This window comes from Corynebacterium diphtheriae (assembly GCF_001457455.1).
In the GTDB taxonomy this organism is placed as follows: domain Bacteria; phylum Actinomycetota; class Actinomycetes; order Mycobacteriales; family Mycobacteriaceae; genus Corynebacterium; species Corynebacterium diphtheriae.
The window spans coordinates 2,362,195-2,383,801 of sequence record NZ_LN831026.1 but is presented as its reverse complement, the minus strand read 5'-3'; the positions used below and the strand labels follow the sequence as shown (position 1 = coordinate 2,383,801).

Sequence of the window (21,607 nt, the reverse complement as noted above, 5' to 3'; positions counted from 1 at the left end):
AGGATTCCACAATTGCGGGATTCATTGTTAGATTAGACCCCCTCTATTCTGACAATCCCCAGGTCGCGCCAATAAAATCCTCAGGGGAAAATAATAGTGCAACTCTAAAGTCTCACTGTTACACTCAAGAGTATGAATTGGACTCTGGACAGTTTGACTGAGCAGCTAGCTGAGTTTCGGCGTTTGCATCGTGACTCCACAGACATCGAAGTCAAACGCGCTAGTGAATTGCCGGAAAACCTGCCAGAAACAACATGTGCGTTTGCCAATATGCCTAGTGGGGGCACAATTATCCTAGGCGTGGATGAAAACCGTGACTTTGAAGTCGTCGGTGTTGCGGATGCGGCAGCGCTTGAAGAAGCGCTCATTAGTCAGACTCGTAACAGTGTGAAACCGGCCCCTATGATCGAGTGTGAGACTTTCACTCTAGAGGGTAAGCAGGTGCTTGTGGCACAGGTCAATCCAGTGCCGTTGCAAAACCGTCCGGCGCACTATCGAAGTGTTGCCTACCTGCGGCAATCCGATGGAGACTACGAAATGAACGATGCCGATCTCGCACTCGTTGAGATCCAGAAACTTTCTCATTCTGAGAACTTCCAGTTCGATGTAGTCCCAGTCTTGAACTCTTCAATCCGAGACTTAGACTCTGTTCGGGTAAAGAGTTTCCTCGAGGCTGCGCGCGCGGGAAGCCGCATCTTGTCCAAGAAAATTGATGACCAAGAACTGCTTGAAACTCTCAATATCGTGACGGTAAAAGGTGAACTCACGCTGGCCGGAATCTACGCCCTGGGCGAGTATCCGCAGGGTAAGGCTCCACAGCTACGCATTACAGCGGCAGTGCAATTGCCACGCGAAGGCAGCAGTGTGCGTACCAGGAATATGCAGGACTTTGAAGGCCCTCTTCCTGACCTGCTCGAATCTGCACTGACGTGGGTAAGACAGAATGCGCCGACGCGGAATGTTTACGACTCCAGTGGAAACATGCGCAAGGAGAGCGTCTACCCGTTGCCTGCCGTCCGCGAGCTGATCGCAAATGCCTTGGTGCACCGCGATCTAAGCCCCAATTCTGATGGAAAATGGGTGGAGATTAGGCTTTGCGACGATCGCCTCGTCATCTCTAATCCGGGTGGACTTCGGGGAGTCTCAGTCAAACAGTTAGAGAGTGCAACTCTTTCCAAGAATGCAGTAAATCCCCGCCTTTATGACATTGCTAAACGAGTTCGCACCGAAGCCGACTACAGTGTCATCGAAGGTGAAGGCGCTGGTATCCAAGAAGTATTGAGGCAAACCCGTCAGGCACTGTTGGCAAAACCTCAACTCATTGATACTGGTGTGCAGTTCACTGCGATCCTCTATGGTGCCTCAGTTTTCAGCGAAGCAGAGTTGGAGTGGCTGCGCAGCATTGGAGGAGATGGCCTTACTGCCGTCGAAAAGCACCTGCTAGTGGGGCTACGAAAAGGGGAAAGCTGGCATTTGTCCAGGATCCTCAATGAGTTTTCGCCCATAACCGTGGCCGAGGCGGAAAAACTCATGCATGGTTTGAAGAAGCGTGGCTTCATTGAGAGTGATAATAAGACTTTCGCTCTAGGAGCACACAGTGAGAATCAAGCGCCCCGTGTGGAAAAAGGGGAAACAACTCTGGCAAAGATCACCAAGAATGCGCCAACAGTAGCCCGCGCATTAGAGCTCAAGTCACAACAGAGCTTTGAAGAACTGCTGCGCACCACAGGTTTGAGCCAGGGGCAGCTGAGATTTGCGCTCGATAAACTGCAAGCTGTCGGGCTAGTTGTGCGCGAAGGAGGCTGGGGCGTTCACGGAACCACCTACCACTGGAGCGTGCAAACCTAACGGAGGAAAACCTGCGGATTGCTGCTGCTGAGAACCACGGTTGGATGTTAGTGGAACAACGGCCAGTGGTGGTACGTGGGTGTCACCGATCCTGACGACACGTTGACTCAGCTTCTTCTTGGCTCGTAGCCGCAGGCGTTGCGACGCCCACCTGTGCCCCTTACCAGCCGCATCACATCGTCGATGGTGTCGGAGGTTACGGGGCCTACCCATTTCATGTCTGGTTGCACGCACATGACTGGTGCTCGGTTGCAGGGGTAGAGGCATGCGGAGCGTGTGACCAGTACGTGGGTGTCGAGGAGGTCAGCAACATCAAGTGCGTCATGCAGTTCGCGCAGGGCTTCGTCGGCACCCTTGGCTAGGCAGCGCACCCCCTGGCAGACGATGATGTGCTTGGCTACCGGTGGGGGATCTTGCCATGCGGGGTTGGTCAGGGTTTCGGGGTTTGTGCAGGTAATACGCCGGCACTCAGAAACATCAGACCCCACTCCTGTGATGTAGAGTTCGCCACCCCAGTCGGTGGTGTGCATCCACCAGCGCGCTACCCGCTTTACCCAGGAGACACCCACGCTGTGGTCGTGGGTGCAGGGGATCAAGATGATGCGGTTGCTGTGTGCGCAGGCTGACAGCACGGTGGTGAGGCCACGGTTGGGGTCGCCTCCTTGGAGGTGGGCTATGTGTGCGTCGAGGCTGTGGGCGTGGGGTGCCCAATCGATGGTGGCGTCGGCCCACGACATGCTGACAAGGATACGACTAGTGGTCAAAGTGCCAGGTCACCCGCCTGCGGTCGGTGTTGCTTACGGAGACTGTCACATTGAAGACGTCGCGGATGAGCTCTTCGGTCAACGTGGAGTCAATGTCCCCGTGAGCGATCACGCGTCCATCTGCCACCACCACAACGTAGTCGCAGAAGGCAGCCACCAGATCAAGATCGTGCATGACGGCGGTAGTGCAGATGTCAAGGGATTGCACGAGCTCAAGGAACGCAATCTGGTGCGCGATGTCGAGGTGGTTGATGGGCTCGTCGAGAAGCAAAAAGGAAGGCTGCTGTGCCAGTGCGCGGGCGAGTTGGACGCGTTGGCGTTCGCCGCCGGAGAGTGTGAGCCAGCGGCGGTCGGCAAGCGTATCCACGCTCACCCGCTGCATCACCGATTCCACAATCGTGCGATCATCAGCCGCCTGTCCAAACGACCACGAACTACGAAACGGAATCCGGCCCAGCTCCACCACATCGCGAACCGACAAATCAAGCTGCGTTGCCGGCTGCTGTTCCATAAGCGCAATCTGCTGCGCCCGCTCCCGCGCCGGGATCGAACCCAACGCACGACCTTGGAACGTCACCTCGCCTGCCGACGGCCGCACAATGCCCGCAGCCATACGCAGCAAGGACGTCTTACCAGCACCATTCGGTCCAATGATCGCCGTGAGCCCGCGACTCGGCAACTCCAACGACGTGGGGTGAACAATGCGGTCGCCACCATCAGTGACCCACTCAGCGTTACTAAAAGTAATCATGACTGCGCCGCCTGACGCCGAAGCAAATAAATCAGCAACGGGGCACCCACCACAGCAGTGACCACGCCAATAGGAATCTCAGTATTTTCCCGCAACGTGCGCGCCAACGTATCAGCACCCACCATCAAAAACGCGCCAGTAAGCGCACTAAGCGGCAACAATGTGGCATGACGCGGCCCTACGATCAGGCGCACCACATGCGGAACCGTCAAACCTACAAAACCAATCGGTCCAGCAATAGCCACCGTGCATGCGGTAATCAACGAGGTGGCAATAAGCAACATCCACCGCGCACGATTGACGTTAATGCCCAGGGTAGCGGCGGCGTCTTCACCAAAAGAGAACGCATCGAGGACTCTCGACGCCCCCAGCATCACCACCAACGCAACCACAGTCACCGCTGCTAACAACGCCACATGCGGCCAGCGAATACCCGCCAACGAACCCAGCGTCCACGACAACACCGTATTAGCAGTGCCACGCTCACCGAACATCAAAATCGCCAACGACGTATAAGCGCCACACAGCTGTGCAACGGCCACACCAGCCAAAATCGTGCGCCCAGGGGGCAAATAGCCCGACTTGCCTCGGGCCAACACCAGCACAATCACAGTCGCCGCAATCGCACCCACAAACGTCGCCGTCGGAATCGCCGCATACAACGCCACCGCAGGAAGCGACACACCAAACACAATGACCGTCACCGCACCCACCGAAGCACCCGAAGAAATACCCAGCAAATACGGATCCGCCAACTCATTGCTCGTCAACGCCTGAAGCACCACACCACAAATCGCCAAACAACAACCCACAGCAAGGGCACCCAGCACACGCGGCAACCGCAGCTGCCACACCACCTGGTCCTCAAAAACAGTGACGGAGGAGCCGTCGATAAGCCCAAGCCTGCGGCCAATCACCGACAACGACTGCTCCACCGGAATCGATGCCGCCCCCACATGCAAAGCCACCAGCGCCAACGCCACCGTCAGCACACACAAAGCCATACCGAGCACAACCGCACGGCTCTTACGCTGCACCAACATAAAACTAGTTCAACTTAGCCAACTGATCAGCCAAATTCTCAGCACCATTAATCAACGACAAACCAGGTGTTGACTCCGAGAACTTCACCTTCAAAAACGCATCATTTTTCACCGCGCGCAACTGGCTCAACACCGGATCATTCTTCATATAATCAATCTTCTTCGCAGCGGTATCCCACGTAGGATCAGCCACCACAATGAAATCCGGATCCGCCTCAATCACAGACTCCCACGACAAATGAGCCCAGTTACCCTTCTCGGACTCAAAAATATTCTTGCCGCCCAGCGCATTAATAATCATCTGCGGGCCGCCCTCACCAGTACCGATGTACGGATCCTTATCGCCGGAGTCGTACCACACGAACTTCTTGCCCTTCGCAGGAGCCTTCTTCTCAAGAGCTGCAAAACGGTCCTTCTGCTCCTGAACTACCTTCTCGCCACGCTCGGTGATATCAAAGATCTTGGCAACAGTCATCGCCTCTTCCCACACCGGATCCATGCTGGCACCACTAGGCTGATCCTTCTTCTCAGGGCAGCCATAAGGAATAATGCGCGTATTCACGCCACTTGCCTTCAACTGCTCACGGCTACCCAAATTCTTCTCTGTAAACGCAGAACTATAAGCAGAGTAAGCAAAATCAGGATCTACCTCGAAGAACTTCTCCTTGGAAGGGTAGCTCTGGTCGGAAAGCACAGGGACCTTGTCAAAAGCTTTTTGCAGCGATGGGGTGACGTGATCGTCTAGGTAGGCGGTGCCCACCATCTTGTCTTCCAAGCCTAGTCCCAGCATCATCTCGGTTGCACCTTGGTTGGTGGTCACAGCGTGCTGCGGTACAGCGGTGAAGGTGGTTTCTACGCCACAGTTGGTCACGGTCACTGGCTGGTAGTCGCCGGCAGCCTCTGTCGATTTGTTCGACTCCGGTGCGCCGACGCAGCCCGATAGCAGTCCTGCAGTGGCAAGCGCTGCCAAGCTGGCAAACCCACACTTTTTCATTATTAATCCCAATCATGAGAAACGAACGATGGAAAGCTGGATTTGCGCGGCAGCATCGCTGCTAGATGGCATACCAGCAAACAATTAAATTAGCACGGTTGAACAATGTGCGAGTGAGTAGTTCGTGCCAAAACTTTTTGGGGCCCGCAGCATTTCCGCAGGTCGGAGATATAAGAAAATCTTTAATTTGGCACGAACTACTCACTGACCCGCATAGAATGTTCCCTCGTGCACCCCGGGGGTAGGAGCTGCGCTGCCACGGTCGCTGTTTTGCAGCCAATGTTGTTAGATTTTAAGCGACAAACGGTGATCTATAAGGGATATGAAGTGCGCACGATCAGTTTCTTCAACAACAAGGGCGGCGTAGGCAAAACCACGCTATCTACTAACGTGGCCCATTACTTTGCACTGCAGGGAAAACGGGTTTTGTATGTGGATTGCGATCCGCAGTGCAATGCCACTCAGCTGATGCTCACGGAGGAGCAAACGGAAAGTATCTACCTCGATGGCCTCAACGATGAGGTTGCGGAGCGGAACTCGCTGGCTAAAACGGTGTATGCGATTTTTGTTCCGCTGCGTGAGGGGGAGTCGCAGATTGCGGCTGAGATTACTCCGATGCGCTCGGAGCGTTTCGGTGTTGATGTGTTGCCTGGGCACCCAGCGTTGTCGCAGATCGAGGACCTGATGAGTGACTCGTGGCAGTCGGCATTAGGCCGGCAAACCGGTCCGTTTCGACGCATACACTGGGCAGGTCAGCTCGCCCACGCAATGGAGCGCGACGACCGTTACGACGTAATCTTTTTCGATGTTGGTCCCAGCCTCGGCCCCTTTAACCGCACGGTGTTGCTCGGCTGCGATGCCTTTGTCACCCCAACCGCCACGGATCTTTTCAGCTTCCATGCTTTTGGCAACCTCGCCCGCTGGTTTGATGCGTGGGTAACGCAGTATGCGGAAATCCATGAGGGCAACATGGCGGAATGGAAGAAGTATTCCGCCGATGTTGAGGCAAAGACACGTCCGCTGCGCTTGGGTGGTTTTGATGGGGAAGGGCTGCGGTATCTCGGCTACACCACCTTGGAATATGTGAAGCGTCGCGCTAATGGGCAAGAGCAACTAGTTGGTGCTTTTGAACGTTTCCGTGGTCGTTTTGCGGCCGAGGCGGAGCGGATTAGTAACTCTTTGAGCAAGCATTCCCACTCGACCCTGCTGGGACACGTGCCGCACATGCATTCCATGCCGGCTACCGCCCAAGATGTCCACGCCCCGATTATGGAGCTATCCAGCTCCGATGGCGTGCGCGGCGCCCAGATTAATCAGCGTAATGCTTATGCGGAGAAGATTAACTCCGTAGCTGCCAATGTGTATAAGGCGCTGTTCCCGAACGAGTAAAGCGCCTCGGCCTTAGGGGCTGGTATACCGGTGGCAACTAGTGTCGAAGGTAGGCGGTGGACTGTGTAACCGCAACCAACGAGGCCATCGCTGAGGCGAGTAGTCCAGAAGCCGCACTCGAGGCATATATAAAGGAAAACCTGCGGATTGCTGCTGCTGAGGACCACGGTTGGATGATGGGGCTAGCGGAAGGAATCTCTGGGCCCATGGGAACGGACATTGCTAGCGCCCACCACGAGCTCAGGCGGCGCTTGCGATCGTACATTCCTAGCCATAGGGTGGCGGGGATGTTGGAGAAGATGGCATCGAAGCAGATAGTTATGGTCGCCCTCACCCTTGTGGTGATGGTGGTGGTGTCGATGACACTGCTTAAGAGTGAGTTTTCGGTGGCGGGACTGTGGGAGCCGTCGCAACACCAGGTGCGCAGGGTGGAGCTGCAGCCGTTTCGGGGGTGGAGTTACCAAGAATGGTGGCGGCCATGGGTGGATTCTTTGGGCAATGTGGCGCTGTTTGTTCCGTGGGGATACCTGTTGGCGTTGTTGGGGTGGCGGTTGCGGTGGCCTGTGGTCGTGGCGACGCTGGCGTCGATAAGCCTGAGTGCCGGTATTGAAACATTGCAGTTTATTTTTGCGCGGGGGTATTCCGACATTGACGACGTAGTGTTCAACTCGCTCGGCGGACTGTTGGGGGCGTTGGTGGTGTCGCGTTCGTCATGGGCGGGTAGTGGCCGTGCTGTGCTGGTGTTTTCCGTGCTCTCGGTCATTGTGTTGTCGGTGTTTGGAATGAGCGCGTTGCCGGCGTGAGGGGCAAGCCCGTGTCTGACACCACAGTGGCATAAGTTGTTGAAGTTGGGTGTGTTGCTTCTGTGACTTGTGTGAAAGTTGTGTATTGTGCGGGGCGTGAAGAAAAAGAGCCATTTGCTATCCGGAATTACCGGCGGAACTGTTGCAGTGCTGACGTCCGCGATGCTGGCCATCGCACCCGCGCACGCCCTTCCGCTGCCCATCCCCATCGGAGCGTCCTCGGGTATCGACGTCTCCGGCCACCAACACCCAGGCGGAATCGCCATCGACTGGAAGAGCGTCCAACGTGACGGTCAAAGCTTCGCATTCGTCAAAGCCTCCGAAGGTGAAGGCTGGAGCAACGACTACTTCACCCAAGACGCCAAACAGGCAGCCAACAGTGGCCTCAAAGTAGGCAGCTACCACTACGCGCGCCCCTCCAAAGACGCCCGCACCCAAGCACGCCATTACGCAGCCAAGGTCGCCCAAATCAACGACCACTCCCTGCCACCCGTACTCGACATCGAGGTCGCAGAAGGCAAAACCCCAGAACAGCTCGCAGCTTGGACCAAAACATTCCTCAACGAATTTGAGTCCCAATCCGGCCGCAAGCCAATGATCTACACCTACCGCTACTTCTGGATCCACGACATGGCCAACACCAAGCAGTTCGCGGAATACCCACTCTGGCTGGCGGCCTACCAAACCCAAGCCCCAGAACCAGTTGGCGGTTGGGACACCATCGACTTCTGGCAGCGCTCCGGAAGCGGACGTATCGGCGGCATCGTCGGCGACGTAGACCTCAACCTCTTCAACGGCGACGACGCACAACTCGACGCCTTCGCGGCGGGTAACTATGCCTCCGCCGGCGGCAAGTTTGCATCCATCTCACTGCCCGGTATCGCAGACCTCGGCGGCGACTCTCAGGCTCTTGTCGGCGCAGTTGCAGCGCTGGCAGCCGGTGCAGCCGCAGCACCACAGGTAGCACAAGCAGCTGAAAACGCAGGCTTGAGCACCGAAGGCGCAGAAGAACTGATCAAGGTAGTCCAAGACCTCATCAACTCCGGGAATCTCCCCATCGACCAGCTCAAAGACCTCGCAGCCGGAAACTACTCCGTAGGCGACCTCGTGATCCTGCTCGACAACGCCCAGCACCTTGCTGCCACATCAAGCGAGCCACAAAACCAGAACATCGACATCGACCAGCTCGTCGCCTTGGCGAAGAACTTTATCTAAACAAAGTTCCTGTTATCGTAGCTTCACATCCTGCGATAGCAACGCCGTGGCCTGGGGGATCGTGTTGGCAATGCGCAATGCGGACGTAGGGGCGAGTCCGTATTCCGTATGTGCCGACAACCACGCGGCAGTTGCATGCACAGCGACGCACAGCGCGATGCTGTCTAAACCATTGCGCGCAATCCATGCGCCCAGTAGGCCGGTGAGAACGTCACCGCTACCAGGGGTTGCAGCCCACGAATTACGGGCATCCACGCACGTTACAGTGTCGCCCACGCATATCGTGGTGATGCGCCCTTTAAGTAAGATGGCGCAGCCGGTTTCACGGGCAAGGTAACGCACCGCAGACACCCGATCATCGGCGGGGATAGCGTCGCTATAACAGCTGGCTAGCCGCCAAAACTCGCCCTCGTGCGGGGTGAGAAGTGTGCTGCGGCCACTCTTGTTGCGTGCGTGCATAAGCTCGCGCAGTGCTGGTTCTTGAGCGAGCTGAGTAATGCCATCGGCGTCGATAACAAGCGGTTCTTCCCGCTCTAAAAGATCGCCCAACGCATCGGTGTCGCCGGCACCTGGGCCATACGCCCACGCCTGAACGCGGCCGGCGTCGATAAGCGTATCCGTTGCCACCACCTCCGGGCAGGCGCGAACAACCTCCCTCGCGCACGGCCCCGCATAACGCACCATTGACGACGTAGCCCGCACCGCCGCAGTCGCGGTCAGCACCGCCGCGCCGGGATAGTGCGCGGAGCCGGCGACAATGCCAACAACACCACCGGAGTACTTATTGTGAGAAGTGCCAGGCTCCAACGACTCGTGGATAAGTAGCTGCTCGGGGCGACGGAAATGCTTGGGCCACGGGTAGCGCTCCCTTTCAATCGCATGATAAAGCTGCAGCTCAGGGGTGTGGGAAGCAATGGTTTCTGCAAGTGAGCCGCCCGCTTCTGGGACATTAATATCAGCGACAAGCACCTCACCACACTCGGCAGATACCGCATGGGCGATGCGGGCCGCACCAAAAGTGATGGTGGCATCGGCAACCACATGCTGCTCGCCCGCGGTGCCGGTATCGGCAGCGATCCCAGAAGGGACGTCAATAGCCAAAACTAGCGGATCGCCCGCGGTGGCCGCTTGCCAGATCTGCCAGGCGGCGTCGCGAAGCCCCGGCGTGCCCCCAAGGCCAAGAATCGCATCAATCACTAGATCAGCACGTGGCGCACGCTTATCGACGCACCCACCAGCCTGCACAAAAGCCGCCAACGCGGGCGCATGCGCAGACTCCCCAGTCAACACCGCATGAACCCGATAACCCAACTGGGCAAGAATCGCACCCGCATAAAGACCATCCCCACCATTACCGCCCGTACCAGCAACAACCGTGATCGCAGCCGACGCAGACGGCACCATACACACAGCAGTCTCCGCCACCGCTTGGGCAGCCTGCTTCATCAACGCATCCGGCTGCGCAGCCGCAATCATAGGGTTTTCCGACAGGCGAATCGCCTCAGTGCTGTACGCGAACATGATCACCAGCGTAGCCAGTTGCTAATCAGGTTGGCAGGTAGGACACCAAAAAAGATTACGACCCTCCATCGTGCGCTCAAGGATCGGCGTGCCGCACACATAACACGGCTGACCATAGCGGCGATACACATACACCTCGCCACCGTGGTCATCCTTGCGTGGCGGCCGCCCCATGGCCTCCGGTGTGTGCTCTGGGCGAACAGTATCAATCCGACCCCTGTTCACCCCCTCGCGCATGAGAAAACGTAGATCCTGCCAGATGAGATCGAGCTCTGCTACATCTTTGCCGAGGATAAAGGGGCTAATGCCTAGGCGGAAGAGTGTTTCGGCACGGTAGATATTGCCCACGCCGGCAAAGAGTTTCTGATCCATCAGCAGGGAACCGATACTGCGACGCGAGCGCGCCACTTTTGTTTTGATTGCTAGGAAGTTGGCGTCGTCGCGTAGCGGATCGGCGCCGAGCTTTGCGGTGGCGGTGGTCATTTCTGCCTCCGTAATCAACCTGCACCACTGAGGGCCGCGCAGGTTTGCTGCTACCGCGCTGGTGGTGGGTTGTTTTGGGTCTTCGATCCGGAATCGAATCTGACCCCACACGTCGGCTGGGTCTTCTAAGCGCATGCTTCCGATAAGCCCGAGGTGGATGTGGACGATGTGGGCGGGATTATCGTTATCAAAACACAGGAAAAGGTGTTTGCCCCATGCCTCGGCGTGGTCGAGTGCATGACCGTTGAGTTGGGCGGCCTCTGTGGCAAAGCGACCTTGTGGGGAGGTGACCAGTAGCGGGCGGCGGGGTTGTGTGTCCGGTGTTGCCTGTGTGCTGGCGAAATGCTGGTTGAGTTGGTCTGCGAGGCGATGGATGACGTGACCTTCGGGCATGGTTGTTAAGGATAGGCCACCCCAAGAATAAATAGGTAATTGTGAACAATAGTTGCACAATTAAAGGATTGGCGTATCATAGGGGGCATGAAGAACTTTACAGTCCCAGGAATCAAAGAAGCAGACGCCAAGCAGCTCATCGACCACCTGCAAGAGCGTCTTACCGATTACAACGACCTTCACCTCATCTTGAAGCACGCCCACTGGAACGTGCACGGTCGCAACTTTATCGCCGTCCACGAAATGATCGACCCCCAAGTTGATCTCGTTCGCGGATACGCCGACGAAGTAGCAGAACGCATCGCCACCCTCGGCGGCACCCCAATCGGCACCCCAGTCGGCCACGTAGAAAACCGCACCCCACTGGAGTACAACGTCAACTCCGGCTCCACCGAGGATCACCTCAAGGAACTCAACAAGGTGTACACCAAGGTGCTAGAAGGTGTGCGTGAATCCATGGCCAACGCTGGCGACCTCGACTCCGTCACGGAGGACATTTACATCGGACAAGCAGCCGAACTAGAGAAATTCCAGTGGTTTATCCGCGAGCACATTGTCGACCATAATGGCAACCTCTAATAAAGCGCCAAGTGAGTAGTTCGTGCCAAATTAAACCTTTTCTAATATCTCCGACCTGCGGAAACGCTGTGGAGGTGAAAAAGTTTTGGCACGAACTACTCACAGTGATGCGTCAACAGTAGGTATTCGTCGGTATTAAAGCTCTCCCTGCTCCACAGTGCGTACTGGCTTTTGCTTCTTTACAAACTGCAGCGCCACCGGCAGAACCGACACCACGATCACACCGATCAGAATTGCCTCGATGTTGTCGCGCACGAAGGGGATACCACCAAGCAGATAGCCCAGAACCGGCACGCCCATGCCCCAGACCAAAGCGCCCACCAAGTTATAGATGGAGAACTTGCGGTAGTTCATGCTGTTCATGCCTGCGAGCACCGGGACGAGGGTGCGCACGATTGGGATAAAGCGCCCCAAGAATACTGCCGATGCGCCGTGTTTAACAAAGAATTCCTCGGCGGCGCGAACTCGCTCAATACCGATCTTGCGGCCCGCCCAGCTGTTAATAATGGCAGGGCCTACTTTTTTGCCCAAGAAGTAGCCCACCTCGTTGCCCACAAAGGCGCAAATGCCCACGGTGAGGCATACCAGCCACAATGGGGCGATGGGGTTTTCAGCGGCGGCGAGCATGCCCGCCATAAATAGTAGGGAATCTCCCGGCAGGAAGAATCCAATCAGGATGCCGGTCTCAGCGAAGACGATCAGGCCAAGGCCAACGAGCCCAACACTGGTGAGCAAACCTTGGGTGTCGTGCAGCATGTGCAGGAAATCGGTCACGAGGAACCTCTCAAAAAGGCGACCCTCCGCACATTGTGTGGGGTGCGGGGTGGTCGCTAAAAGTATCAGACTTACCAAACTTTAAACCCTTTTGTTCGCTAAAGCCACGTAAAAAGCTGTTAAACCCCTGTGATCGCAGGTCACGTGGGTTTCAACTAGCAGGTGTAGCGGGGTAGCATACTAGGCGTGGCTCAGAGCAAAATCCTTCTATATTACAAGTTCACACCCATTGCCGATCCGAAAGCGATGATGTTGTGGCAGCGCGATATGTGCGAACTGCTAGGTCTTAAAGGTCGTATCCTTATTTCGGAACACGGTATTAATGGAACCGTCGGCGGCGACATGGATGCCTGCAAGCGGTATGTGCGCAAGATGCGGGAGTACCCAGGTTTCCGCGGCACCGAATTCAAGTGGTCCGATGGTGGCGCGGAGGACTTCCCGAAGCTGAGCGTGAAGGTGCGCTATGAGATCGTGGCTTTTGGCGCGCCGGGCGAGTTGAAGGTGGACGAGAAGGGCGTGATCGGTGGTGGCGTTCACTTGAAGCCCGAGGAAGTGAACAAGCTCGTCGAAGAGCGTGGCGACGACGTTGTCTTCTTTGATGGTCGCAACGCCATGGAAGCTCAGATCGGTAAGTTCAAAAATGCTGTGGTGCCCGATGTGCGCACCACACATGATTTCATCCGTGAGCTTGAGTCTGGCAAATATGACTGGATGAAAGACAAACCAGTTGTTTCCTACTGCACTGGCGGTATTCGCTGCGAGATCCTTTCCTCCCTGATGAAGAACCGCGGCTTCAAAGAGATCTACCAAATCGATGGTGGCATTGTTCGCTACGGCGAAAAGTACGGAAACGACGGCCTGTGGGAGGGCTCGCTGTACGTATTCGATCGCCGCATGCACATGGAATTTGGCAATGGCGTGCAAGACCCAGGCTTTATCCAGCTGGGACACTGTGTGCAGTGTGGCGCCCCAACCAACAAGTTCGAGCATTGCATCAATGAGGATGAGTGCCGTGAGCTCGTTCTCATGTGCCCAGATTGCTACGAAAACCCAGCAACTCGTAACTGTGGGCGGGAACACTGCAAAGAAGTAGCCGCCGAGGCAGCTGCTGCGGCAGCGGTGTAGCTTCCCACAACCCTGTGGGGTGTGTGGGAACATAACACCCTACTTAACACCCCAGTCTAAAAGTGGCCTTCTAGCTGCGGAAATAACTTAACACCCAACATAACACCTACTTCCCACATGTGTTATGTTGGGTGTTAAGTTCTATGGGAGGTCGGCACTGATCGTCAATCTGTGGAAGTAAAAAGCGGCGTAGGTAAATCGGTCGTTGAGTCTTTGAGTGCTTTTGCTAATACCTCGGGCGGGATAATTATCGTAGGTATTTCTGAGGAAGTAGGGTTTCTTCCTGTGCCGGATTTTGATGCAGCTAAGGCACATGACAAGTTAGTCTCGTTTTGTGGTCAACTTACCCCTCCGGTAAGGCCAACTATTGAAATTGTGGAATTTGAAGATTCTTCAGTCGTGGTTGCCGAGGTTGAAGAGCTACTGCCGCGAGAAAAACCTTGTTTTATTACAGAACGGGGAAGTTTGCGGTTTTAGTCGCACGCCGATCCAGCGGTATCGGCTTCGTCGAACATAACACCCAACATAACACCCCAGTCTAAAAGTGGTCTTCTAGCTGCGGAAATAACTTAACACCCAACATAACACCTACTTCCCACATGTGTTATGTCGGGTGTTAAGTTCACCGCTTGGTTGTGGTTAGTGTCCTACGATCGACATCTGGAATACAGTAACCATCCAAAGCATCATCCACGGGATAAGCGTCCAGAAGGTTCCCATCCACGGCCGCCAGCGGGTGTAGGTGACGTATTTTCGCCACATGATCACACCGCAGAGTACTGCGCCGGCAAGGGGGACAATGCTGGTGAGCAGGGGCCACCAGATTTCTGCTGAGCGGCTGCAAATCCAGGTGGCGTCGCCACTTTCGCATAGGGGTCCGCCGATAGAGCGGGAGACAATGGCGAGAAGGAAAGCGACAATGCCGGTAACAACAGGAACGCCGAATGCCCAAGCGATGGCTTGCTTAGTGGATTGGCGGTTGCGTTTGGCTTGGACGAGCGGATCGGGATAATCGGCTAGGTCATCGAAGGATTGCGGGAGCGGGCGCAACCTGTTCGCTGAGTCAGCATCCGAGCGGAGGTCGTTTTCTGGGTGCTCCAAATGTTTGGGCATAGTGACTGATTTTACATCCGCGGTCGGATGACAATCTCCGGGATGATGGCATCGGAACCAACGCTGAGGCTGTGGAGAACACTGTGAGCCACAGTGGTGGGAGCAATGAAGTTCTTAGGGTTGTAGCTATTGCCTTCGTACTCAACGATGGCTTTTTGCATGTCAGTGGCGATCCGGCCTGGGAAGATCGAGGTCACGGTGATCTCTGGCTCTTCTTGGCGCAGCGCATCGCACCATACGCGGGCGGCGAATTTGCTTGCCGCATAAGCTCCCCACTGTGGGTTAGCTCGCTTACCGGCACCAGAATTGATGTACACCACGTGAGCGTGGTTTGCCCGAAGTTGGGGGAGAAGCTGACGGGTCAGCTGCACTGGGCTATGAAGGTTAACGGACATGTGGCGCTCCCATTCGTCACGCTCCACACTGGCGCAGGAGCCGAGAGTGGCCACGCCGGCGCAGTGGATGAGGGCGTCGATACGCGGAAGTTGTGGAAAACCACTCGCCTGTGCCGTGGGAAGGCCCTGAGTGAAGTCTGCCTGCCACCACGTGAGTCGATCGTGGGTGATGTCGGCGGGCTGGGTGCGATAGTGGGCATGCACGTGCCAACCAGCCTCGAGGAGGGTGCGAACCACGCTGAGGCCCACGCCCCTGCTTCCACCAGTGACAACTGCAACGCGATCCATGTGCTCCCCTTCTACTTCTTGGATTTTTTGTCCACCTTAGTGGTTGCGGGGATCATCAGCACGGGCACGCTGACGTAGGGGAGGATCTCGGTGGCCTGGGAGCCGATGAAGACTCGTTCGAAAGCGCCCAGCGGGGTAGAGCCGAAGCAAAGCAGGTCGCCCTTTTTCCATTTCAACGACTCAATGGCCCCTGACCAGCCATTTCCGGAACCAATTTCCGTTTCGACGATCACGTCTGGGTGTGCCTTGTGGACGGTGTCGCGGGAGCGATCCAAAACAGCGAACGTGTTCTCGCGCCACTCGAGAGCCAGATCCTCCGGCAGCTCAAGGGTGTCGGAAATCGGCGGAACACCAAAACCTTCTGGGGATAGGGCAAGAACACGAAGTGGCACATCCCAAGCAGCAGCAAGACGCGCCGTGCGAATCAAGGAGGTGTTATCGGTTGCGTCGCCGGTGTAGGCGAAGTTCACCCGTGTCACCCCGCGTTTAGACAGCTTTGGTTTGCGCGGCGTAAGTCCTAGCGGTTGTGGGGAAGAGTGTAAGAGAGCGTCGGCAGTGGACCCAGCTAGAAAGCGCCCCTTGGGGGCGGCGGCCTCCGAGCCGAGCAAGACGATGTCGGCACCGAATTTATGTGCGGCCTCGGAAAGCAACGCTGCCTCATTGGTACCGTCGCAGAACACGGAAACGGTGTCCGCCCACATGGCAGTGGGGATCTCTGCGCGGCTAAATGCCGCCTTGACGGCATCTTCGCAGGCAAAGGCTTCTTTTTTGAACCACTTTTTATATTTCGATCCCAGCTTGTTGCCGCTGCTCGACGGCCACGGGCGTAGAAAAGCTGTGACGCACTGCACGGTGACGTTTGTGGTACGTGCTAACCATGCAGCGCATTCGATGGCCTCAGCACCATGGGAACTGGGGTTCCATGCAACCAATACGCGGACGGGATCATGATCGAAGCCGGTGGACTTCTTCGCCATAGTTTCCGATTAGTCCTCGAGTTTTTCGGGAGTGTACTCTGCTGCCAAAACATTAATAATGTCGATGACTTTCTCCAGATCGTCGAGCTTTTCCTCAGGCAATGTGGCGAACATCTTGGCAAGGTTATTGGTGCGCTCCTTGCTTACACGCTGCAATTCCTCACGACCAAAGTCAGTCAGCTGTACCTTCACACCACGGCGATCGGACTCATCCCGAATACGCTCGATGATTCCGCGCTGCTCCAACAGATGAAGTGCATTTGAGGCGGTAGGCATGCGAATGCCTTCGGCCTGTGCGATGTGGCTGATGCGCGCAGCGCCTTCTAGATTGAGGCGATTCATGATCGTCAACTGTGGTTGAGTGAGATCAGATTGTGCCGCGAGACGGAAGTACAACACATACAGCTGTGTTAATCCGGGGCGGACTTTTCCGCTAGTTGATACGTACGTGACGGCGTCATAGAGGTAATTCTAACGGTTTCGTGTAAGAAATGTATTTTTGCTGCGTATTATCGGGCGATTGGGGGATTTTATCGCCTTACCCCCTGTGCCTGATGTTGAGGGGGTAGAATGTCGCGATGGTGGAATTTCGAAACGAAGTGTCTCATCAGTGGACACGTAGGCATACATTGCAGAAGTTTCGTGCAGGTATGCTCAGCCGCGATTCGCTTTGCGACGCCGACTTCGTACTCGTCACCGCCTCCAAATTCCATGGAAATCGCGTCCCAACACCCTGCCCAGTCTGCGATAGTGACCAGTTACGCCATGTCCTGTGGGTCTATGGCGAAAGCCTCGGTAGAGCTTCCGGCAGTGCCCGCACGATGGAAGAAATTGTAACCTTTGCCCAATCCGGCAAGGAATTTACGGTGCACACGGTCGAAGTGTGTCCTGATTGTCGATGGAATCACCTGCTGAATTCGGTGACAGCTATGCCACAGTAACGCCTGCGTGCATCTCCCGCTGGACTATTTTGGTATGTAAAGTGTGGGTGTTGAGCTCAACCGCAAATCAAGGAAGCATGAACAAAGTTGGCAGATTCAGGTAAAGGCAAGCCATCTCCCAAGCGGAAGAAGGCCAGTGCCAAAAGTAGCGCGAAAAGTCGTCCGGCACGGGCACCGCAGGCGCGTCGCCCGAAAAAGAAGTGGGTTAAGCCAGTTATTGGCGGCAGTATTGCTGCTGTACTACTGGCCCCCTTCCTTGCGTTCATGGTCGCATATATTGTGACCGATGTTCCCGAGCCTAGCGAGCTGGTGACCAAACAGGTTTCACAGATTTTTGCCTCCGACGGTAAAACGCAGCTGGCGCGTATCGTGCCACCGGACGGAAACCGCACCGAGGTGCCTATCGACAAGATCCCCGAGGTTACCCGCAACGCAGTCCTCGCAGCCGAAGACCGTGAGTTCTACACCAACTCCGGTTTCTCCTTTACTGGCTTTGGTCGTGCTATCTTGGGCCAGCTCACCGGCGACGCTTCCGCCGGTGGTGGTTCGACAATTACCCAGCAGTATGTGAAGAACATGGTGGTGGGCAATGACTACTCCTACATGCGTAAAGCAAAGGAACTGGTGTACTCCGTCAAGATGGCCAATGAATGGTCCAAAGACGAAGTTCTCGGTGCATATCTCAACACCATTTACTTTGGCCGCAATGCCTACGGTATCGACGCTGCCGCCCATGCCTACTTTGGTGTTCCAGCTTCCGAACTCAACGTAGGACAGTCCGCTATGTTGGCCGCCGCAATTCAGCGCCCCAGCCAGCTGGACCCATGGAGCAACCGCGTCGAAGCAGAGCAACGTTGGAACTATGTGCTCGACGGCATGGTGGGCGAAGGCTGGCTCGATCCCAATGAGCGCGCTGGTGTTGTATTCCCCGAGGTCACTGACCCTGCTCAGAACCAGACTTACACCGAAGCCACAGGTGCAAACGGCCTGATTAAAAACCAGGTCATGAACGAGCTGACCACCCTAGGTATCACTGAGTCCGATGTGCAGACCCTTGGCCTGCGCATCACCACCACTATCGACGACGCCACCCAGAAGTCCATGGTGGAGGCCGTCGACCGCAACATGGCCGACGAGCAATCCAACACCCGTGTCGCCGCCGTCAGTGTGGACCCTAAGACCGGTGCCGTACGTGCCTACTACGGCGGCGACGATGCCACCGGCTACGACTTTGCCAATGCACCGCTGCAAACCGGTTCGACTTTCAAGATCTTTGGTCTTGCTGCAGCTGTTCAACAGGGCATTCCAACTTCTACTAACTACAGCTCTGATCCTTACCAACTTCGTGGCGGTATCACTGTTACTAACGTTGATAAAGGTTGTGGCGTTTGCTCTCTTAAAGAAGCTTTGAAAAATTCCTACAACACCAGTTTTCTGCGGCTGCAAGATGATCTGAAACATGGCAGCCAAGACACAGCTGACATGGCGCACTCCCTTGGTGTTGCTCGTTCCTTGCCCGGAATTGAAAAAACCCTGACCGAAAATGGTCAGCAGCCCTATGAAGGCGTCATTCTCGGCCAGTACCTTTCTCGTCCGCTGGATATGGCTCATGCTATGGCCACTTTGGCCAATTATGGTGTTTGGCACCAAGAGTACTTTGTAGAAAAGATTGAAACTGCCGAAGGTAAACTGCTCTACCAGCATGAAGGTACCCAAGGTGAACGGCGTGTTTCCGAGAAAGTAGCCACTAACGTTCTTGATGCGATGGCTCCTATTGCAGCATGGTCCGGTGGAAACGGTCTTGCAGGTGGGCGTCCATCGGCAAGCAAAACCGGAACGACTCAGCTTGGCGATACCGGCGCTAATAAAGATGCTTGGATGATCGGTGCCACCCCGCAACTTGCAACCGCGGTCTGGGCGGGTACCGCCGATAACTCGCCATTGCTGAATTCGTGGGGTGGGCCTATGTACGGCTCCAATCTCCCTGCACAGTTATGGAAGGATATCAGTGACTCTGCTCTTTCAGGTAAAGATTGGGAGCAATTCAAACCCGCACAAAATATTGGCTGGGCGAAATATGGCTACGGAACTGCTCCTCGTGCGACCACTGAAAAGATTCAAACTGAGACCTCGACCAGCTCGGCGGAGGCTACCAGCCCTGCAGCATCTGGAACACCGGGTGCACCGCCAGTACCAAGTGCCCCAGAGCCGGCGCCAGCTCCGGGAGGCATTGAGATTCTGCCAGGCGTAGTTCTGCCGGTCCCATAACCTAGTTCCCTGAAGCGCCTCCTGATTCTTACAGGGGGCACTTTTTGTATGCCATGCGCCAGCCCGTGACGAATTTTTGTACCCTAAGAAAATGTGCAGCCCTGTTTCCGCAGGTCGCAATTTGTGGTCGCGTGCTTAGGGTACAAAAATGTGTCACGAACCTTGCCCGAGAGTGCAATCTCAGTAGCGCCAACCATCGGAAGATCAGCCTCGTGACCTCATCTAGTAACCACATCATTACCCGCATCGGCGGCCCCGCCGGACGTTTTGCCCTTCCACACCGCTGGTGGAGCCCACTGCGCGTCATCATTTTGATGGGTCTGTTTACCTTCAGCATGGCGTATCTTGCCAAAGCAAACTGCCTTCATGGTGTGTTGGTCAACGGTGTGGCGCAGTTGGATTGGAGCGGGAATCGCCAGTACACCTCTGCTTGCTATAACGACATCGTGCCGTTGTATAAGGCGCGTGGCCTCGACCAAGGTGGTTTCCCTTATGCCTATTCGTGGTCGGAGGATGGGCGTACTCGTTATATGGAGTATCCGGTGTTGGCGGGGATGTTTCAGTGGTTTATGGCGATGGCTACGCATGTTGCTTATCCGGTGGTGTCGGGGTTTGCGCCGGTGGTTCCACAGGCTTCGGTCTATTTCACGGTCACTGCTGTGGTACTGGCCGTGGTGTGGTTGTTGGTGTTGCGGATGCTGGTGGTGTTGGCGGGGCGTCGTCAGTGGGATGCGATGGTGGTGGCGGTGTCGCCGTTGGTGGTTGCGCATGGGTTGACTAACTGGGATGTGGCGTCGATTGCTTTTGCGGTGGGGGCGTTGTGGGCGTGGTCGCGTGGGCGGCCGGGGCTTGCTGGTGCGTTGATTGGTGCTGGTGCTGCGTTTAAGTTGTGGCCGCTTTTTCTGTTGGGTGCGTATTTGGTGTTGGCGGTGCGTAGTGGTGCGTTGCGGGTGTGGCTGCGGGCGGTGGGGGCGTCGATAGTTGTGTGGTTGGTGGTTAATCTTCCGGTGGCGTTGGTGTTTCCGCGGGCGTGGGGTGAGTTTTTGCGGTTGAATTCTGAGCGTGGGTGGGAGTGGACCACGGTGTATGCGGTGATGTCGCGTGAGTTGGGGTGGTCGTTGCCTGTTGATGTGCTTAATGGGGTGTCGTTGGGGCTTTTTGTTGTGGCGTGTGTGGGGATTGCGTTGTTTGGGTTGTGTGTGCGCCGGCGGCCGCGGGTGGCGGAGTTGGCGTTTTTGATTGTGGCGGCGTTTTTGTTGGTGAATAAGGTGTGGAGTCCGCAGTATTCGTTGTGGTTGGTTCCTCTTGCGGTTTTGGCGTTGCCGTGTTGGCGGCTTGTGCTGTGGTGGGGGCTTATCGACGCCCTCACGTGGCCGGTTTTGACATGGCACATGATGGGAAGTGACGCCAAAGGTGCGCCGGCGGGGTTGTTGGATCTGTTCGTTGTGGGGCGTGATGTGGCCATTATTTGTATTGCGGTGCTCATTATGCGGCAGATGTTGGGCAAAAATGAGGATAAAGTGCGAAGGGACAACGATGGATGTGATCCTTTAAGCGGCAGCTTGGGGGATCATGATGTGTGGGTATCGCCCCGCAGAATAGGAACGGTGAACTGATGTTAAGCCCAGTGATGATGACGACGATCGGAAGTGTATTTTTGGGGTTTTTCCTGTTCACGGGCGCATTTGCAAGCTATTCCTATAAGAAGCCGCAGGTGTTGACGTGGACTCTTTTTGCCTTGGCGGTCCTCTTTGTCACTGTCATTCCTGTGACATTGGCCTTGATCATCGCCTAGGATGTTGCCTTGGCTTAACTAGCCAACAGGCTCGTTGTTAAAGTTGCCGTCATAAATTTTCCCGTCGTGCCTATCGACTTTTCGCAGGCGATGGGGTATCTTGGAACGGTTGCTGACGCAACGACCCTCCTGCTACATCCAACCGGGA

At 55.9% G+C, this 21,607-nt stretch carries 20 protein-coding genes and 2 pseudogenes; 11 read left to right on the top strand and 11 right to left on the bottom strand.

Annotation, left to right across the window (positions count from 1 at the left end):
• Positions 1-132: 132 nt before the first annotated feature.
• Positions 133-1,848: an RNA-binding domain-containing protein gene (locus AT687_RS11255; RefSeq protein WP_014319558.1), complete on the top strand. Its 1,716-nt coding sequence runs from the start codon at positions 133-135 to the stop codon at positions 1,846-1,848.
• Between the two features lie 107 nt (positions 1,849-1,955).
• Here AT687_RS11255 and AT687_RS11250 read toward each other — a convergent pair whose 3' ends face one another.
• From AT687_RS11250 to AT687_RS11235, 4 genes are read right to left on the bottom strand one after another with little or no spacing between them, the layout of a single operon-like run.
• Positions 1,956-2,585, bottom strand: a complete 630-nt coding sequence (locus AT687_RS11250; RefSeq protein ID WP_021335289.1) for a (2Fe-2S) ferredoxin domain-containing protein — start codon at positions 2,583-2,585, stop codon at positions 1,956-1,958.
• A gap of 16 nt (positions 2,586-2,601) precedes the next feature.
• Positions 2,602-3,363, bottom strand: a complete 762-nt coding sequence (locus AT687_RS11245; protein WP_014319556.1) for an ABC transporter ATP-binding protein — start codon at positions 3,361-3,363, stop codon at positions 2,602-2,604.
• A complete protein-coding gene (locus tag AT687_RS11240; protein ID WP_014304108.1) occupies positions 3,360-4,406 on the bottom strand; it encodes a FecCD family ABC transporter permease in 1,047 nt (348 codons plus the stop codon). Before AT687_RS11240 ends, AT687_RS11245 begins: the two co-directional genes overlap by 4 nt.
• A gap of 4 nt (positions 4,407-4,410) precedes the next feature.
• Entirely contained in the window at positions 4,411-5,400 is a 990-nt protein-coding gene (locus tag AT687_RS11235; protein ID WP_014311062.1) for an ABC transporter substrate-binding protein, read from the bottom strand.
• 279 nt (positions 5,401-5,679) lie between these two features.
• Between AT687_RS11235 and AT687_RS11230 the strand changes: the two genes are divergently transcribed.
• The 3 genes from AT687_RS11230 (at position 5,680) to AT687_RS11220 (ending at position 8,807) form a co-directional block, all read left to right on the top strand.
• Positions 5,680-6,789, top strand: coding sequence for a ParA family protein (locus AT687_RS11230; protein WP_014319555.1), 1,110 nt, complete (start codon positions 5,680-5,682; stop codon positions 6,787-6,789).
• A 56-nt stretch (positions 6,790-6,845) separates the two neighbouring features.
• Positions 6,846-7,592 (top strand): VanZ family protein, encoded by a 747-nt coding sequence (locus tag AT687_RS11225; RefSeq protein WP_014319554.1) that lies wholly within the window; start codon positions 6,846-6,848, stop codon positions 7,590-7,592.
• Positions 7,593-7,679: 87 nt separating this feature from the next.
• Entirely contained in the window at positions 7,680-8,807 is a 1,128-nt protein-coding gene (locus tag AT687_RS11220) for a glycoside hydrolase family 25 protein (protein ID WP_014319553.1), read from the top strand.
• Between the two features lie 12 nt (positions 8,808-8,819).
• Here AT687_RS11220 and AT687_RS11215 read toward each other — a convergent pair whose 3' ends face one another.
• Together AT687_RS11215 and AT687_RS11210 are read right to left on the bottom strand one after the other, a co-directional pair.
• Positions 8,820-10,328, bottom strand: a complete 1,509-nt coding sequence (locus tag AT687_RS11215; protein WP_014319552.1) for a bifunctional ADP-dependent NAD(P)H-hydrate dehydratase/NAD(P)H-hydrate epimerase — start codon at positions 10,326-10,328, stop codon at positions 8,820-8,822.
• Between the two features lie 21 nt (positions 10,329-10,349).
• A complete protein-coding gene (locus tag AT687_RS11210; protein WP_014319551.1) occupies positions 10,350-11,204 on the bottom strand; it encodes an Fpg/Nei family DNA glycosylase in 855 nt (284 codons plus the stop codon).
• A gap of 87 nt (positions 11,205-11,291) precedes the next feature.
• Between AT687_RS11210 and dps the strand changes: the two genes are divergently transcribed.
• Positions 11,292-11,783 carry a DNA starvation/stationary phase protection protein Dps gene (gene dps / locus AT687_RS11205; RefSeq protein ID WP_014308920.1) on the top strand — a complete coding sequence of 164 codons (492 nt, stop codon included), beginning with the start codon at positions 11,292-11,294 and terminating at the stop codon, positions 11,781-11,783.
• 135 nt (positions 11,784-11,918) lie between these two features.
• Here the strand turns inward: dps and AT687_RS11200 are convergent, their stop codons facing one another.
• Positions 11,919-12,557: a DedA family protein gene (locus tag AT687_RS11200; RefSeq protein ID WP_010935741.1), complete on the bottom strand. Its 639-nt coding sequence runs from the start codon at positions 12,555-12,557 to the stop codon at positions 11,919-11,921.
• A 186-nt stretch (positions 12,558-12,743) separates the two neighbouring features.
• Between AT687_RS11200 and trhO the strand changes: the two genes are divergently transcribed.
• A complete protein-coding gene (gene trhO, locus AT687_RS11195; RefSeq protein WP_014319550.1) occupies positions 12,744-13,682 on the top strand; it encodes an oxygen-dependent tRNA uridine(34) hydroxylase TrhO in 939 nt (312 codons plus the stop codon).
• A 171-nt stretch (positions 13,683-13,853) separates the two neighbouring features.
• A pseudogene (locus tag AT687_RS11190) lies at positions 13,854-14,153 on the top strand (AlbA family DNA-binding domain-containing protein); the annotation flags it as partial.
• A gap of 168 nt (positions 14,154-14,321) precedes the next feature.
• On the opposite strand, the gene AT687_RS11185 reads toward AT687_RS11190, so the two are convergent.
• The 4 genes and pseudogenes from AT687_RS11185 to AT687_RS11170 all read right to left on the bottom strand — a co-directional run bounded on the left by AT687_RS11185 (position 14,322) and on the right by AT687_RS11170 (position 16,916).
• Positions 14,322-14,795 carry a hypothetical protein gene (locus AT687_RS11185; protein ID WP_003853160.1) on the bottom strand — a complete coding sequence of 158 codons (474 nt, stop codon included), beginning with the start codon at positions 14,793-14,795 and terminating at the stop codon, positions 14,322-14,324.
• 11 nt (positions 14,796-14,806) lie between these two features.
• Positions 14,807-15,478 (bottom strand): SDR family oxidoreductase, encoded by a 672-nt coding sequence (locus AT687_RS11180; RefSeq protein WP_014319548.1) that lies wholly within the window; start codon positions 15,476-15,478, stop codon positions 14,807-14,809.
• A gap of 11 nt (positions 15,479-15,489) precedes the next feature.
• Positions 15,490-16,455, bottom strand: a complete 966-nt coding sequence (locus tag AT687_RS11175) for a universal stress protein (RefSeq protein WP_010935736.1) — start codon at positions 16,453-16,455, stop codon at positions 15,490-15,492.
• Positions 16,456-16,464: 9 nt separating this feature from the next.
• Positions 16,465-16,916, bottom strand: a pseudogene (locus AT687_RS11170) (MarR family winged helix-turn-helix transcriptional regulator).
• A gap of 117 nt (positions 16,917-17,033) precedes the next feature.
• Between AT687_RS11170 and AT687_RS11165 the strand changes: the two are divergent.
• The 4 genes from AT687_RS11165 to AT687_RS11150 all read left to right on the top strand — a co-directional run bounded on the left by AT687_RS11165 (position 17,034) and on the right by AT687_RS11150 (position 21,459).
• The gene (locus AT687_RS11165) at positions 17,034-17,396 is read left to right on the top strand and encodes a DUF5318 family protein (protein WP_014319547.1); all 363 of its coding nucleotides are present in this window, start codon (positions 17,034-17,036) and stop codon (positions 17,394-17,396) included.
• Positions 17,397-17,483: 87 nt separating this feature from the next.
• Entirely contained in the window at positions 17,484-19,664 is a 2,181-nt protein-coding gene (locus tag AT687_RS11160) for a transglycosylase domain-containing protein (RefSeq protein WP_003853150.1), read from the top strand.
• Positions 19,665-19,717: 53 nt separating this feature from the next.
• Entirely contained in the window at positions 19,718-21,280 is a 1,563-nt protein-coding gene (locus tag AT687_RS11155; protein ID WP_014319546.1) for a glycosyltransferase family 87 protein, read from the top strand.
• Entirely contained in the window at positions 21,280-21,459 is a 180-nt protein-coding gene (locus tag AT687_RS11150) for a hypothetical protein (protein ID WP_014319545.1), read from the top strand. The genes AT687_RS11155 and AT687_RS11150 overlap by 1 nt, the downstream gene beginning before the upstream one ends.
• Positions 21,460-21,607: the final 148 nt, after the last annotated feature.

Excerpts from the sequence above, each read along its gene's own strand:
- AT687_RS11255 (WP_014319558.1), top strand. The coding sequence starts at position 133 with ATGAATTGGACTCTGGACAGTTTGACTGAGCAGCTAGCTGAGTTTCGG.
- AT687_RS11250 (WP_021335289.1), bottom strand. The coding sequence starts at position 2,585 with ATGTCGTGGGCCGACGCCACCATCGATTGGGCACCCCACGCCCACAGC.
- AT687_RS11245 (WP_014319556.1), bottom strand. The coding sequence starts at position 3,363 with ATGATTACTTTTAGTAACGCTGAGTGGGTCACTGATGGTGGCGACCGC.
- AT687_RS11240 (WP_014304108.1), bottom strand. The coding sequence starts at position 4,406 with ATGTTGGTGCAGCGTAAGAGCCGTGCGGTTGTGCTCGGTATGGCTTTG.
- AT687_RS11235 (WP_014311062.1), bottom strand. The coding sequence starts at position 5,400 with ATGAAAAAGTGTGGGTTTGCCAGCTTGGCAGCGCTTGCCACTGCAGGA.
- AT687_RS11230 (WP_014319555.1), top strand. The coding sequence starts at position 5,680 with ATGTTGTTAGATTTTAAGCGACAAACGGTGATCTATAAGGGATATGAA.
- AT687_RS11215 (WP_014319552.1), bottom strand. The coding sequence starts at position 10,328 with ATGTTCGCGTACAGCACTGAGGCGATTCGCCTGTCGGAAAACCCTATG.
- AT687_RS11210 (WP_014319551.1), bottom strand. The coding sequence starts at position 11,204 with ATGCCCGAAGGTCACGTCATCCATCGCCTCGCAGACCAACTCAACCAG.
- dps (WP_014308920.1), top strand. The coding sequence starts at position 11,292 with ATGAAGAACTTTACAGTCCCAGGAATCAAAGAAGCAGACGCCAAGCAG.
- AT687_RS11185 (WP_003853160.1), bottom strand. The coding sequence starts at position 14,795 with ATGCCCAAACATTTGGAGCACCCAGAAAACGACCTCCGCTCGGATGCT.
- AT687_RS11180 (WP_014319548.1), bottom strand. The coding sequence starts at position 15,478 with ATGGATCGCGTTGCAGTTGTCACTGGTGGAAGCAGGGGCGTGGGCCTC.
- AT687_RS11175 (WP_010935736.1), bottom strand. The coding sequence starts at position 16,455 with ATGGCGAAGAAGTCCACCGGCTTCGATCATGATCCCGTCCGCGTATTG.
- AT687_RS11165 (WP_014319547.1), top strand. The coding sequence starts at position 17,034 with ATGGTGGAATTTCGAAACGAAGTGTCTCATCAGTGGACACGTAGGCAT.
- AT687_RS11155 (WP_014319546.1), top strand. The coding sequence starts at position 19,718 with ATGCGCCAGCCCGTGACGAATTTTTGTACCCTAAGAAAATGTGCAGCC.
- AT687_RS11150 (WP_014319545.1), top strand. The coding sequence starts at position 21,280 with ATGTTAAGCCCAGTGATGATGACGACGATCGGAAGTGTATTTTTGGGG.